Raw genomic sequence first — 13,852 nt, 5'->3', positions numbered from 1 at the left:
CAAGATGATTCGATCTGAATCATCATGGTTCCAGTGAATCGACCCGCAGGGGGCGCGAGCATCGCGGCGGTTAACGCCGCGAGTTCGGTTGCGCGCCAATCGCGCCCGGCCCAGCAGTTGGGCACGGAGCTGCGACGGTTGCGGGACATTGCCGGAATCTCGGGGCGGGAGTTGGCGAAACGGGTCGGGATCAGTCAGTCGACTTTGTCCCGGATCGAAGCGGGCACCGTGGTGCCGCCACTACCCCAGGTGCTCGACTGGGCCAAAGCGGTTGGGGCGGAGGCGGATTCTCAGAGTTCGCTACGCACGCTCACCGAGGCGGCGCACTCGCCCGAGGTGCGCGACTGGACGACCTCGCTGGCCGGCCGCCCGCACCTGCAGGACGATGTCCGGGCCTTCGAGGAAGACGCGCACGTGGTGCGGAACTTCCAGCCCGCGCTGGTGCCCGGCCTACTACAGACCGCCGAGTACGCCCGCCGGGTGTTCGCGACCTTCGATCCGCCCTATTCGCCCGATGCCGCGGCCGCCGCGCTCGCGGCGCGACTGGATCGCCAGCGGGTGCTGTACGACCCCGCCAAGCACTTCGAATTCCTGATTACCGAAGCGGCCCTGCGCTTTCGGCCCGGCCCGCATCGCGTGCTGCTGGCCCAGCTGGACCGGATCATCTCGATCGAGACCCTCGATACCGTCACCATCGGGGTGATTCCTCAGGACATCGAGGCCAGTACCACCATTCCGCACGGTTTCGTGATCTACGAGAACGAGGATCACGCCCTCGCCTCCGCCGAACCGATCCCCGGCAGCATGGTGACCCGCGGCCCCGAACTCGTCGACGCCCATCGCCGCCGCTGGGACGCCTTGACCCGAATGGCGGTCTTCGACGCCGAAGCCCGTTCATTTCTCAGCGACCTCCGGGACGAAATCCACCGTGTCGCAACCGATTGACCATTTTCCAGCGGCCGTCGAGGGGTCGGCCGCACGTGGGGGTGGTGGTGTCGCAGTAAACCCGCTGCGACACCACCTTCACGTCAGTCCCCGAAGTCGAACTCACCGGCCCGGACACCCGACGTGAACGCCCGCCACTCGGAGCGCGTGAACCACAGCGTCGGGCTGTGGCGATCCTTCGAGTCGCGCACCGCGATCTGTCCTTCGTGGTACGCGACCTCGACGCAATCGCCGCCGCCGTAGCTGAAACTGCTCTTCGCGAACCTGGGGCCGCAGTGGCCCCCGCGAATCATATTGCGGTTCATGGCATTCATTCCTTCCCCCCGAGGGTCACTCCCCATGACCCATTCGGTGTATCGTTTACGACTGACACAGTGCTATCCGAACCACCGGTAGCGCAACCGAATTCGTGTGGTCCTGCGCGCCGGCACATCGAAATGCTCATGAGCGCAACACTACGGCGACCCACCGACAACTTCCGTTGCCCGGATCGCACGTACGAGTCGCACCTGCGATATGTAATTTTGCTATGCCTCGGCCCAGCCTTTCAGTAGGAACAGCGGTAGGAACTCGGACGGGACGAACAGGCGGTCCTCCGGCAGCGGGATCTCGATATACCGATGCGGCGCAAGCAGTTTGCCGTCCGTAGCGTTCAGGTCGATGACCCAGCGATCGGGACCCGTGCGGACCGTTTGCCCGCCCCGCTCGGCCACCCGGCCCAGATAGCGGAGTTCGAACGGCAGCAGGCGCAGCGGATCGGCGGTCTCGAAGACGCCGTCGTGGGCGGCACGGGCGGCCTTGACCGATTGCCGGGCCGCATCCAGCCGCGGATCGCTGATCGGTTGCCCCGGAACGGGAACGGCGTCGGTCAGCACGGGTTGCCTGCGGAACGGATCGATATTGGGCCAGATGAAGTACGGCGTGACGAACCCGCCCGCCAGCAGCCGCTCGTTGTAGGTCAGCGGATGCGATTGCCCCTTGGGGACATCGACATTGAGGTAGCAGAGGAAGCGGCCGTACCGGTCGATCACATCGGTGGCGAAGGCCAGGAAGAAACGAAAGTCCTCCAGGGTCGCGCCCTTGTCGGTGCGATCCTTGTCGACCAGCCCCTCCAGCACCTTCGTCGCCACCCCGGCATGCTTGGCGTGATTGGCCGCGCAGCCGGCGCCGAGCCGGGCCCGCAGATCGGCCAGCAGCGGCGCGGCCAGCGGCGGATCGAACGGCGGCGTCCCCGCGGCGAACGGATCGTTCAGGAAGTCCGCCCACTGCGGTGACCCGATGGAGCGGAAGGTCTTCGGCGCGTCCGGCAGGGTGAAACTCACCTCCGGGGCGTCCATGCCGAGCAGGCGGGTGCTCACATTGCCCGCGGGATCGATGGAGACGGTGTCGCCGTCGTGCACCGCCCGGGCGACGGAATCGACGGTCCCATCGGGTGCGCGCCCGAGCCCGGCGTGCGCGACGGTGAGTCCGCTCCGGGTCTGTTCGACTGCCTTGGACATGATGGTCTTCTTTCGAGCGGGAGTCTTGCCCGCCGCTCCGAGGAGCGGCATGACCTCATCATTGCCCCGCGCGCAACGCCGATAACGCGTAGCCAACTACCCGAATCGACGCGTAGCCGGGGCCGCGCACCGAGTAAGGCGAACCGAGTAGCGAGTGCTGCGCGCCCCGGCGGCAAGTGCTGTGTGCCCCAGTAATTCGGGGCTTCCTGTCCGAATCCCGCCCACCGAGCAACTGCTTGCCCATAAAGTGAAACAGCATTATTTTGCTTGACCTGTAGGCGCGACGAGGATGTGCATTGACCAGTTCCTGGACCCCGGGCAGGGCGTTTCACCTGCTGCGCGTGGCCGCCGTGGGCGTCCTCGCCGCGGCGGCTTCGGTGGGTACGGCCGATGCCGAGCCCGCTCCGGCCCCGGGCCGCACGCTGGTCGTGCTGGGTGATTCCTACACGGCGAACCCGCCGTGCGATGCGATATTCGTGAAATGCGTGGACCCGGACACTACGGGTCTGCGTGCCTGCCTGCACGGGCCGACCTCGTGGCCGGTCCAGCTCGGCGCGCTGATGGGCCTCGATCCCGAAGACCTCGAGAACAATTCGTGCTCGAGCGCCACGATCGACACCGGGCCGACGACCTCGACCGGCGAAACGGTCCCGGGCCGCGACGGATTCACCCTGGCCCAGGAGGCGCTCGCGGCCGCGAAGAACGGATCGTTCGGTCCGCGCACCCGGGTGGTCGCGATCCAGCTGGGCTTCAACGACGCCTGGCCCAAGGACGGTGCGGTCACCCCCGCGGCCTCGAGCGTGTTCACCTGCGTATTCGACCTCCTGCGGGGCTGTGACGAGAACGCGGTCGCCGAGGACCGGTGGCCCGATCCCGCCGCGGTCACCGGCCCGGCCTACGCCGACCGCGTGCGCAAGGTCGTCGAGTACGTGAAGTACTACGCGCCCAACGCGAAGATCGAACTGGTCGGTTATCCCGAGGTGATGCCCGCGGGCTCCGGGCAGTGGTGCGCCGACTTCCTCGGCACCGCCCGCTGGGTCCAGCCGCGGGCCCGCGCCATGGTCGAGTACTGGAATCGCCTGCAGGATGCCGAGCGCTATGCTGCCGGTTCGCTGGGCATCGATTTCGTCGATGTGAAGCCGCCGACCGCCGGTCACGACCTCTGCTCCCCCGATCCGTGGTTCAACGGATTCCTGGATCCGCAACACGGCGGTCTGCCCTTCCACCCCTCGGCCCGCGGGGACGCCGCCGTGGCCGCCGCCGTCTACGGCCATGTCGCACAGACCAACTGACCCGGCCCCAACCCAGGTCGAGCACCGCCACCGGAGAAGTAATGACGCTGACCTACACCCCCGAGTCCGAATCGACCTCCGCGCCGCCGCTTTTCGCGTGGCGCGGCGTCCTGCTGGTCTCGGGCCTGATCACGCTGGTCTGGTCGGTCTCCGCGGCGCGGTTCCAGCTGGCCGGTGACGAGCTGTACTACCTGGCGTGCGGGCGGCGGCTGGCGGTCAGCTACGTCGACAACGGTCCGGCGATCCCGCTGATCGCCCGGCTGTGCGATCTGATCGCGCCCGGATCGGTGATCGCGTTGCGCATTCCCGGACTGCTGTTCCTCATCGTGGTATCGGTCCTGACCGCCGCGGTGGCCTTCGAATGCGGTGCGCGGCCGCGGTATCAGCTGCTGGCCGCGGCGGGCTACGCCGCCTCGCCGTTCATCTTCGCCTACACCGTGCTGGACAGCGTCGCCTTCGATGTGGCCTGCCAGGCGTTGATCATCTGGCTGCTGGTCCGCTGGGTGCGCACCCGCCGGGACCGGTTGCTCATCGCGGCAGGCGTCGCCGCTGCGATCGACGTACAGGACAAATGGCTGGTGCTCATGCTGGGCGCGTGCGTCGCCTTCGGCATCCTCGTCGCCGGACCCCGGGAGATCCTGCGCCGCCCCGCCCTGTGGCTCGGACTGCTGATCCTCGCTGCCGCGATGACTCCCGCCCTGCTCTGGCAGGCGTCCCACGACTGGCCGCAGCTGGCGACCAACCACGCCATCGCCCAGGAGACCTCGGGCAGCGACGGCGGCCAGCTCGGCACCGTCATCGCGATCATGGTGGTCACCGGCTTCCTCGGCGGCGGTCTGGGCGTGCTCGGCTTGTACGGCCTGGCCCGCTCGCCGAAACTGCGGCCGTATCGATTCGTACTGATCGCGGCCTTGCTCATGGTGGTCCTGGTGGTCGCGTCGCACGGCCGGTCCTACTACGTCGCCGGAATCGTGCCCGCGATCCTCGGCGCCGGCGCGGCGGTGCTGTCCGGGCTGCTCGACACCCCCGGCGCCCGCTCCCCGCTGCGGCGGCTGTTCACCGGATTGACCGTGCTCACCGCGATACTGGCCGCGTTGCTGGCGATGCTGCCCTATCCGAAGAGCTGGATCCACGCGACCACCATTGGTTACTGGGGATTCCTGCAGCACTACGGCAATGACGACTGGGCCGACCTGGCCGACGCGGTGCACACGGTGGCCATCGGCCTGCCGCCCGCCGAGCGATCGAACGCCGTGGTCGTCGCGGCGGCCTACAACCAAGCCGGCGCCCTCGACCAGTACGGCCGGTTCCAATGGCTCCCGCCGGCGTACAGCCCCAATCGCGGCTTCGCGCAATGGGGTCCACCGCCGGACTCGGCCACCACCGTGCTGTGGGTCGGCCCCAACGACGGACCCGAGAAGCGTGCCTTCCTGGCCAATTTCGCCCGGACCACGCCCGCGCTGCGGATGGACAACCCACTCGGCATCGCCGGCGAGAACCACAACATGACGGTCTGGATCTGCCGCGATCCACTGGTACCCATGTCGGTTGCCTGGCCGAAGTTGACCTATATGGTTGTCCCACCGGCGACTTGAGATAGCCGACACATTCATAGAGGATTTGCATGATCAATTTCAGGACCCGCGGCCGAGCCGTGTTCCCGCTACGGCTGGCCGCCGCCGTCGCCATGCTCGCCGCGACCGGCTCGATAGGCACCGCCGCCGCCGACGAACCGACCCCGGCGGCAGGCAAAACACTGGTGGTGCTGGGTGATTCGTTCGCCGCGAACCCCGCCTGCGACGGTGTCCTGGTCAGATGCGACGGCAACAACGACCCCGCGTCCCACGAGTGCCTGCACCGCGACACCTCCTGGCCCGTCCAGCTGAGCGCGCTGATGGGTGTCGCCCCAGCCGATTTCGAGAACGCCACCTGCACCAACGCCTCGATCGACAGCGGCCCGGTGACCTCCTCCGGGCAGAAGGTCCCCGGCCGCGACGGATACACCCTGTCGCAGCTGGCGATCAAGGCCACCAAGAACGGCGCGTTCGGTCCGCGCACCAAGGTGGTGGCGATCCAGTTGGGCGCCAACGACGAATGGCCCCGCGACACCGCGACCGCCGCCGACGCCCCCACCCAGCTGGCCTGCGCGTTCAACACCACCCAGGGCTGCGATCCGGACGCGGTGGCCCAGGGCCGCTGGCTCGACCTGAACGCGGTCACCGGGCCCGCCTACGCGGACCGCATCCGCAAGGTCGTCGAGTACATCAAGTACTACGCCCCGAACGCCACCATCCAGCTGGTCGGCTATCCCGAACTGGCGCCGGAGAGTTCGGCCACCTGGTGCCTCGACATCATGGGCGTCTACCGCTACGTGCAGCCGCGCGGCGGCGCCATCACCGCCTACTGGAACCGCATCAACGACGCCGAACGCGAAGCCGCCCAGATCCTTTCGATCGATTTCGTCGACTCCCGGATCCCCACCGCCGGCCACGGCCTGTGCTCCCCCGACCCTTGGCTGCTCGCCGTCATGGATCCCCGGGTCAGCCTGGTCGGCCTGCCGTTCCATCCGACCCCGCGCAACGACACCGCTGTCGCCGCCGAGGTCTACAGCCACCTGGCGCCGACCCGCTGATCCCGCACCTCCGGAGTCTTCTTCACCTCGCGGACAACGAGATACGACAGCAGTCCGATCGGAGAGAAGAAGATGGTGAGGAACAGGATCGGCGAGGTCAGGAACGCGGAGATCCGGCGGTCGCGGCTGTCCAGGTAGATCCAGCGGCCGATGAACAGATCGAAGCCGATGAGGTGTGACCAGGTGGCGGCGGATCCCGGTGCGCTGCCCAGCAATTCGGTCAGCGTGGTGAGATCGGGGCGCGTCATCGCGGTGAAGAACTGGGAGAAGTGCGGCAGCATGATCACCAGGTAGATCAGCAGCGGTGGGACCGCGATCAGCGGCGAGGCAACGAGTTTCGCGGTCCACCGATGCCCCGGGGCGAAGATCATGGCGGCCCAGAACGGGGCGGCCAGCCAGAAGACGAGGTTGAACAGGGTGGTGGTCATCGACGCACCGCCCAGACGGTGGCGGCGGCGGTCGCGGCGGCGATGACGGCCAGCGCGATGAGGGTCGGCGCTTGTGGATGCACTATCGACTCCCCGCGTAGCGCCTGCCAGGTCACCAATCCCAGCAGTGCGGTGTACGCGCCGGTCGCGACGGTGACGAGGGTTGCTCGCGTACGTACCTCGCCGAACGACCGCGAGCGGTGCGCCAGCAGTTCGAACGCGATGACGATCAGCGGAATCACCTGCAGGGCATGGATTCCCACGAAATGCGGAATCCGCAAATCCCCGCCGACGGTGCTCCATCCGAGCAGCGGCAGTCCCGGCCCGCCGTCGGCCAGGCCCACGGTGTGCGCGCCCGAGATGGTGCGCGGAACGTCGTGCTGGCCCGCCTTGGGCCCGACCATCAACAGCCCCAACCCCATTCCGATCAGGGACAGCACGGTCCCGTAGCGGAACGCGAGGTTGCGCGCCCGGTCCGGGCCGGGGTTGCGGAACAGCACCACCGCGATCACCGCGGTGGCCAGCCACAGCGCGCCGATCGACGCGGCCATCACGTACCAGATCGTGCTGTTCAGGGGCGAGCTCACATTGAAATGGCTGGTGGTTCCGCGCACCACCTGGATCACGATGGCGACCATCTCCACGCCCAGCATGACCGCGGCCACGGTCCCGGCCCGTTCGGCGAGGCGCCGCCCCCTGGGTAGCTGCGGAATGAGCCAGGCCCAGGTCACCGCGTAAATCAGCACGGAGAGAGCGAATTTCGCCGGTTTGTCCCAGGCGGGCAGGCCGGTGATGACCCGATGGTCGATCACCATCCCGCCCACGGAGAACACCACCAGCGCGAACATGGCCGCCGCCAGCCACAGCAGCGGGAGATGCCAACGCGATCGAAGGGGAACAGGGGTGACAGCCGCGATACTCATAATGGATAGCGTAATTATCGATAGTGACACTGTCCATAATGAGTTCGCGGCAAATACCCGGTCCGACCGGTCAGTTTGCTCAGGCGGGCTCGGTCAGCCGTGCGGCGGGAACTGCCCGTTCGCGGTGACCTTGGTGCCGTTCAAGGTGAAGGTGACGACGCTCGGCCCGCCCTTCGGGCAGCACATGGCGTCATTGTCATTGAGCCAGTGATAGGTCAGCGACAGGCTCGTCCGCGTCTTGCCGGTGATCATCGTGTACATGTACGGATCCGAGGTCGCGGTCCCGAGGTAAGTGCCATTGGTGAAGAACAGCACGTGGGTATAAGGGTGGTTGACGTTCGAGCTGACCTCCAGCCACGACAGCACCCCGTCGCAGCCCGAGGAGATCTTGTCCTCACTGGCTTGCCCGGTCTGCCACTTCCCCACCGGCGGCGGGGACAGCTTGGCGATCGCGTCTTGCGCGAGACCGGAATTCAGGTCGAAACACAGTCCGTGCCCACTCCCGTTCGGCGCGGCCTGTTGCTGGGCCGCCGCGGGCACCGTCGTCGTGGAGCCCCCCGCCGAGGACGTGTCCTGACAACCGCTGACGCCGAACACCGCCCCGGCCGCCATCGCGACCACCGCTATTGACCTGGCCTTCATGAATCCCCTCCGGTCTCGCTTCACGCCCTGATCATCGAGCAGGCCGGAACGCACGTTATCGGGAGGGTCGGGGCCGGGTGCGAGAATGCGGTATGAGCATCAAGATCGACCGGCTCGATTCCGCGCTTTTGGCGGAGCTGGCGACCGATCCGCGCGTGCCGATCCTGGAGTTGGCGCAGCGGCTCGGGATCGCCCGGAACACGGTGCAGGCCAGGATGAAACGGCTGGAGACGGCCGGGGCGGTGCGCGGCTATCCGCCCGATGTGGATCTGGAGGCGATCGGGTTCGCGGTGCACGCGTTCCTGGGCATCGAGCTGAATCAGAACAAGATGAACGACATCGTCGAGGCGCTGCGGGCCTTCCCGAACGTCCTCGAGGTGCACGCCACCACCGGCCGCAACGATCTGCTGGTGCGGATCGCGGCGCGGTCGCAGCCGGATCTGCTGGCGATCATCCAGCGCGTGCACGCCATCCCCGGCGTCAAGCACACCGAGACCATGCTGGCGCTGGCGACGCCGATCGAATACCGCTCGCTGCCCCTGGTGGAGCATCTGACTCGAGCAGAATGACGCGTACGTCACAGTGTTGTAGATCACTTTTGAGCAGTCTGATCAACTTTTCGCGCGTCTGTTGACACAGATCACTCCCCACGGCAGATTTCGCTGCACCGACCGCTGGTCCCTTCCATTGCGGCTCACGATCTGGGCCGTGGAGAGTGTGGTGACTGTTCATGACCGACGTTGCCTGTGCGCCTGTACGACAGGCCGAGCCGGCTACGCCCTACGACCTCGCCGACCGTTACCGGTCCGGTGCGGGTCCGGTCCTGCTGACCGGTGTGCAAGCCATCGCGAGACTGCTCGTCGAGCAGCATGTGCGCGATATGCGTAGCGGCCACCGCGTGGCCACCTTCGTTTCCGGGTACCAGGGCAGCCCGCTGGGCGGCGTCGACAAGATGCTGCTGGGCATGCCGAATGTGCTGGCCGAGCACGACATCGCGTTCGTGCCGGGCTTCAACGAGGAACTCGCCGCCACCTCGGTGTGGGGCAGCCAGGCGGATCTGCCCGCCGGGACCGCGACACACGATGGCGTGGTGGGTGTTTGGTACGGCAAGGGGCCGGGCGTGGACCGGGCCACCGATGCCATCCGGCACGCGAACATGTACGGGGTGAATCCGCGCGGCGGCGTGCTGCTGCTGGTGGGCGATGATCCGGCGTCGAAGTCCTCGACCGTGCCCGCGGTGAGCGAGCGGTCGCTGGCGGCTCTCGGGATCCCGGTGCTGTTCCCGCGCAATGCCCGCGAGATCATCACCATGGGCATGCAGGGGGTGGCGCTGTCGCGGGCCTCGGGATGCATCGTGGCCATGAAGATCGTGGCCGATGTCGCCGACGGCGCGTGGACGGTCGATTCCTCGGTGGCCGAGCTGCCCATCGAGGTGCCCGAGATCCAGTGGGAGGGCAAGACTTTCGTCTACCGGCAGCGGCCGATGGCGGCGCCCGCGGACAGTGTGCTGGCCGAGGCCGATCTGTACGGGCCGCGCTGGGCGACGGTGCGCGCGTTCGGGGCGGCCAATGAGCTCGATGTCATCGAGGTGGATCCGATGGGGGCGCGGATCGGTATCGCGGCCACCGGCACCACCTTCGACGCGGTCCGGCAGGCGCTGGTCGATCTCGGCGTCGACGACGCGGCCCTGCACCGGGCCGGAATTCGATTGCTGCGCATCGGGATGCCGTATCCCGTGGGCGCGCACCGGGTGCTGGAGTTCGCGCACGGGCTGGAGCAGGTGATCGTGGTCGAGGACAAGACCGCGTTCATCGAGACGCAGATCCGCGAAATCCTGTACGGGACAACGGATGCGCCGCGCATCATCGGCAAGCTGGATGCCAACGGCATGCCGCTCATGCCCTTCGACGGCGAGCTCACCGCCGGTCGGCTGCTGGCACCGCTGCGGCGGGTGCTGCGCGATCACGTCGAGTTGAAGAAGGCTCCCCCGCCTCAGCTTTCGCTGGAGGTGCTGTCGGCGAAGCGGACGCCCTACTTCTGCAGCGGCTGCCCGCACAACCGCTCCACCGCGATCCCGGAGGGCTCGATCGGCGGTGGCGGCATCGGCTGCCACACCCTGGTGACACTGTCGGGGCGTAGTGACAGCGCGGTGACCGGGTTGACCCAGATGGGCGGCGAGGGCAGTCAGTGGATCGGGCAGGCCCCGTTCACCGATGTGCCGCATCTGTTCCAGAACATCGGCGACGGCACCTTCTTTCACTCCGGGCAGCTGGCCGTGCAGGCGTGCGTGGCCGCCGGGGTGAACATCACCTACAAGCTGCTCTACAACGAAGTCGTCGCCATGACCGGCGCGCAGGACGTCGAGGGCGGGCTGACGGTCGCGAAGCTGACCCACAAGCTGACCACCGAGGGCGTCAAGCAGATCATCATCTGCGCCGATGAACCCAAGCGGCACAACAAGAAAGCGCTCGCCAAGGGCACCCTGCTGTGGCATCGCGACCGACTCGACGAGGCGCAGAAGCTGCTGCGCGAGGTCAAGGGCGTGACCGTGCTGATCTACGACCAGCATTGCGCGGCCGACGCCCGGCGGCAGCGCAAGCGGGGGACACTGCCGGTGCGCAATACCCGCGTGGTGATCAACGAGGCGGTGTGCGAGGGCTGCGGTGATTGCGGCACCAAGTCGAACTGTCTGTCGGTGCAGCCGGTGGAGACCGAGTTCGGGCGCAAGACGCGCATCGACCAGACCTCGTGCAATACCGACTACAGCTGCCTCGACGGCGACTGCCCGTCGTTCGTGACGGTGGAGGTGAACCCGGAGGCCAAGGGGCGCAAGGGTGCCAAGCCCGCCAAGCGCAAGACCGCCGAACCGCCGACCGTGGCCGATCCGGGTCTCGGTGCACCGCTGGGCACGCAGAACGTGCTGATCGCGGGCATCGGCGGCACCGGCATCGTGACGGTCAACCAGGTGCTGGCCACCGCCGCGCTGCGCGCCGGGTACGCGGTGGAGAGCCTGGACCAGATCGGGCTGAGCCAGAAGGCCGGGCCGGTGCTGTCCCACCTGCGGTTCGCCACAACGGAATTGGAGCCGTCCAACCGGCTCACCCCGGGCAGCGCGGACTGCATCATGGCCATCGACCTGCTGGGCGCGGCCGACCCCAAGAATCTGCAGTACGGCAATCCGGAGACCACCGTCGTGGTCGCCTCGACCAGTCAGACACCGACCGGTGACATGGTCTACGACAAGTCGGTCGCCTACCCCGAGACCACCTCCTTGCTGGATCGTCTTGCGGCGGTATCGGATTCGATGTTCGACCTGGATGCCCTGGCGGCCGCGCAGCAGCTGTTCGGCAATACCGCCGCGGCCAACTTCCTCATGGTCGGTGCGGCCTTCCAGACCGGTGGCCTGCGGCTGCCCGCCGCGGCGATCGAAGAGGCGATCACCATCAACGGTGTCGCGGTGGCGGCCAATATCGCCGCCTTCCGCTGGGGCCGGGTGGCCATCGCCGACCCGGAGGCCTTCGCGGTGGCGACCGAACCGGCCGCGGCGCGGCGTGCCGCACGCGCGGTTCCCGCGGAACTGCTGGCGGGCACCGGTTTCGAGGGCGAGGTGCGGCGGATCGTCGAGCTGCGCGCCGGTGAACTGATCGGCTATCAGAACGCGAAGGTCGCCCGCCGCTACATCGACACGGTCCAGGCCGCCTGGACCGCCGAGCGCGCGGTCACCGACCGCACCGACTTCAGCGAAGCCGTGGCCCGTGGCCTGTACAAGTTGACCGCCTACAAGGACGAGTACGAGGTCGCCCGCCTGCTGGTCGATCCCGCCTTCCTCGACGAGGTCAAGGCCCAGGTCCCCGGCGGCGAAAACCTCACCTACAAGCTGCATCCCCCCGTGCTGCGGGCGATGGGCCGCAAGAAGAAGATCGGCCTCACCCCCAAATCCCATGTGGCCCTGAAACTCCTCGCCAAGGGCAAGTCCCTGCGCGGCACCAAGCTCGACCCCTTCGGCTACGCCCACGTCCGGAAGGTAGAGCGGGAGCTGCTGTCCCACTACACCGAAATGATCCACCGCCTCGCGGTCGGACTGACGGACCAGACCTATGCCACGGCCACCGAGGCGGCGGGCCTGCCCGACCTGGTCCGCGGCTACGAGGACGTCAAGCTCGGCAACGTCGAGCTCTACCGCACCCGCCTCCGCGAACTCGGCCTCGACGGCTGACCACCCCGTCATTCCGGCGTGCTTTTGGCCGGAATCCACCAAAACCGTATGGGCAATGCAGGTATGGATCCCGGCCAAAAGCATGCCGGGATGACGAAGGCTGCCCACACACCCCGGCCGCCCACCACGTGGCCACCCATCAGCCGCCACAAGCGGCGTCCAGAAAGGAATCGATTGTGACCGCAATGCACACCGACGCAGGGGTTTTCGGACGCTCCCACGAGTTGAGCGGGCGACGCCACGAGCAGGTGGTGTTCTGCGAGGACGACAAGAGCGGGCTCAAGGCGATCATCGCGATTCACTCGACCACGCTGGGTCCGGCGCTGGGCGGGACCCGGATGTACCCGTACGCGAGCGAGTCGGCGGCGCTGGATGATGTGCTGCGCCTGTCGTGGGGCATGACCTACAAGGCCGCGGCGGCGGGGTGCGATCTGGGTGGCGGCAAGGCCGTCATCATCGGCGATCCGGCGGTGGACAAGAGCGAGGAGCTGTTCGCGGCGTACGCGCGGTTCGTGGAATCGCTTGGCGGGCGGTACATCACGGCGGGTGATGTCGGCACCAACACCGACGACCTGGACACCATCGGCCGCTACACCGGCTACGTGACCGGCCGCAGCACCGCGGCGGGCGGCTCCGGCGACAGCGCCCGGCTGACGGCGCTCGGCGTCTTCAACGCCATGCGCGCCGGCGCCGAATCCGTCTGGGGCGCACCGACCCTGGCGGGCCGCACGGTCGGCGTCGAGGGCGTCGGCAAGGTCGGCAACGAGCTCATCCAGCTGCTGCTCGCCGACGGCGCGGAGGTCTGCGCGACCGACGTGAACCAGGCGGCGCTGGAACGCATTTCGAAGAGCAATCCCTCGGTTCGACTGTTGAGCAATGTCTCCACCGCTCCGGTCGACGTCTACGCCCCCTGCGCCCTCGGCGGCACGCTCACCGCGTCCTCGGCCGAGGCCATCGAGGCGAAACTCGTCTGCGGCGCCGCCAACAACCAGTTGGCCACGCCCGCAGTGGAATACGCCCTGAACGAGCGCGGCATCACCTGGGTCCCGGATTTCGTGGCCAATGCCGGTGGGCTCATTCAGGTGGCCGGTGAGCTGCGCAAGGCGGCGCCGGCCGAGGTCGAAGACGCGGTGAGGGGCATCTTCGACCGTTGCCGCGACATCATCGCGGAAAGCAAGGCCGAGGGTATCGGCACCGGCGCGGCGGCCAACAGGTTCGCGGAGCGGCGTCTCGACGCCATTCCGCGGGCCCTCTGATCGCCGTAGTTTTCAGAGA

The 13,852-nt window shown here is 67.7% G+C and carries 12 protein-coding genes; 7 read left to right on the top strand and 5 right to left on the bottom strand.

The annotated features are described in order from the left end of the window. Positions 1-33: 33 nt before the first annotated feature. Positions 34-945 carry a helix-turn-helix domain-containing protein gene (locus ON43_RS09160; protein WP_218003227.1) on the top strand — a complete coding sequence of 304 codons (912 nt, stop codon included), beginning with the start codon at positions 34-36 and terminating at the stop codon, positions 943-945. Between the two features lie 83 nt (positions 946-1,028). On the opposite strand, the gene ON43_RS09155 is transcribed toward ON43_RS09160, so the two are convergent. Continuing rightward, complete coding sequence (locus ON43_RS09155) at positions 1,029-1,250, bottom strand: DUF397 domain-containing protein (RefSeq protein ID WP_245568518.1); 222 nt, start codon at positions 1,248-1,250, stop codon at positions 1,029-1,031. Positions 1,251-1,472: 222 nt separating this feature from the next. Next, positions 1,473-2,495, bottom strand: a complete 1,023-nt coding sequence (locus ON43_RS09150) for a hypothetical protein (protein WP_040805778.1) — start codon at positions 2,493-2,495, stop codon at positions 1,473-1,475. A gap of 245 nt (positions 2,496-2,740) precedes the next feature. Between ON43_RS09150 and ON43_RS09145 the strand changes: the two genes are divergently transcribed. The 3 genes from ON43_RS09145 to ON43_RS09135 are packed head-to-tail and all read left to right on the top strand — an operon-like array spanning position 2,741 to position 6,368. Continuing rightward, on the top strand, positions 2,741-3,736 hold the full coding sequence (locus ON43_RS09145; RefSeq protein ID WP_051178191.1) for an SGNH/GDSL hydrolase family protein: 996 nt from the start codon (positions 2,741-2,743) through the stop codon (positions 3,734-3,736). Between the two features lie 41 nt (positions 3,737-3,777). Next, positions 3,778-5,331, top strand: coding sequence for an ArnT family glycosyltransferase (locus ON43_RS09140; RefSeq protein WP_051178190.1), 1,554 nt, complete (start codon positions 3,778-3,780; stop codon positions 5,329-5,331). 29 nt (positions 5,332-5,360) lie between these two features. After that, positions 5,361-6,368: an SGNH/GDSL hydrolase family protein gene (locus ON43_RS09135; protein WP_040805777.1), complete on the top strand. Its 1,008-nt coding sequence runs from the start codon at positions 5,361-5,363 to the stop codon at positions 6,366-6,368. On the opposite strand, the gene ON43_RS09130 is transcribed toward ON43_RS09135, so the two are convergent. From ON43_RS09130 to ON43_RS09120, 3 genes are all read right to left on the bottom strand, one after another. Further along, positions 6,341-6,796 carry an ABA4-like family protein gene (locus ON43_RS09130; RefSeq protein WP_040805775.1) on the bottom strand — a complete coding sequence of 152 codons (456 nt, stop codon included), beginning with the start codon at positions 6,794-6,796 and terminating at the stop codon, positions 6,341-6,343. The genes ON43_RS09135 and ON43_RS09130 overlap by 28 nt on opposite strands. Then, complete coding sequence (locus ON43_RS09125; protein WP_051178189.1) at positions 6,793-7,719, bottom strand: hypothetical protein; 927 nt, start codon at positions 7,717-7,719, stop codon at positions 6,793-6,795. Before ON43_RS09125 ends, ON43_RS09130 begins: the two co-directional genes overlap by 4 nt. Positions 7,720-7,812: 93 nt before the next feature. Beyond that, complete coding sequence (locus ON43_RS09120) at positions 7,813-8,385, bottom strand: LppP/LprE family lipoprotein (protein WP_157513963.1); 573 nt, start codon at positions 8,383-8,385, stop codon at positions 7,813-7,815. A gap of 68 nt (positions 8,386-8,453) precedes the next feature. Here ON43_RS09120 and ON43_RS09115 point away from each other — a divergent pair, with 68 nt between their 5' ends. The 3 genes from ON43_RS09115 (at position 8,454) to ON43_RS09105 (ending at position 13,833) form a co-directional block, all read left to right on the top strand. Continuing rightward, on the top strand, positions 8,454-8,930 hold the full coding sequence (locus ON43_RS09115) for an Lrp/AsnC family transcriptional regulator (RefSeq protein WP_040805771.1): 477 nt from the start codon (positions 8,454-8,456) through the stop codon (positions 8,928-8,930). A gap of 161 nt (positions 8,931-9,091) precedes the next feature. Further along, the gene (locus tag ON43_RS09110) at positions 9,092-12,577 is read left to right on the top strand and encodes an indolepyruvate ferredoxin oxidoreductase family protein (protein WP_040805770.1); all 3,486 of its coding nucleotides are present in this window, start codon (positions 9,092-9,094) and stop codon (positions 12,575-12,577) included. 185 nt (positions 12,578-12,762) lie between these two features. Beyond that, the gene (locus ON43_RS09105) at positions 12,763-13,833 is read left to right on the top strand and encodes a Glu/Leu/Phe/Val family dehydrogenase (RefSeq protein WP_086007911.1); all 1,071 of its coding nucleotides are present in this window, start codon (positions 12,763-12,765) and stop codon (positions 13,831-13,833) included. Positions 13,834-13,852: the final 19 nt, after the last annotated feature.

The organism is Nocardia concava NBRC 100430 (assembly GCF_000308815.1).
In the GTDB taxonomy this organism is placed as follows: Bacteria; Actinomycetota; Actinomycetes; order Mycobacteriales; family Mycobacteriaceae; genus Nocardia; species Nocardia concava.
This window is presented reverse-complemented; position numbering and strand designations above follow the sequence as displayed.

Bases quoted from the DNA above. Each gene is read 5' to 3' on its own strand.
- ON43_RS09155 (WP_245568518.1), bottom strand. From the start codon at position 1,250: ATGAACCGCAATATGATTCGCGGGGGCCACTGCGGCCCCAGGTTCGCG.
- ON43_RS09115 (WP_040805771.1), top strand. From the start codon at position 8,454: ATGAGCATCAAGATCGACCGGCTCGATTCCGCGCTTTTGGCGGAGCTG.
- ON43_RS09105 (WP_086007911.1), top strand. From the start codon at position 12,763: ATGCACACCGACGCAGGGGTTTTCGGACGCTCCCACGAGTTGAGCGGG.
- ON43_RS09125 (WP_051178189.1), bottom strand. From the start codon at position 7,719: ATGAGTATCGCGGCTGTCACCCCTGTTCCCCTTCGATCGCGTTGGCAT.
- ON43_RS09130 (WP_040805775.1), bottom strand. From the start codon at position 6,796: ATGACCACCACCCTGTTCAACCTCGTCTTCTGGCTGGCCGCCCCGTTC.
- ON43_RS09110 (WP_040805770.1), top strand. From the start codon at position 9,092: ATGACCGACGTTGCCTGTGCGCCTGTACGACAGGCCGAGCCGGCTACG.
- ON43_RS09140 (WP_051178190.1), top strand. From the start codon at position 3,778: ATGACGCTGACCTACACCCCCGAGTCCGAATCGACCTCCGCGCCGCCG.
- ON43_RS09135 (WP_040805777.1), top strand. From the start codon at position 5,361: ATGATCAATTTCAGGACCCGCGGCCGAGCCGTGTTCCCGCTACGGCTG.
- ON43_RS09150 (WP_040805778.1), bottom strand. From the start codon at position 2,495: ATGCCGCTCCTCGGAGCGGCGGGCAAGACTCCCGCTCGAAAGAAGACC.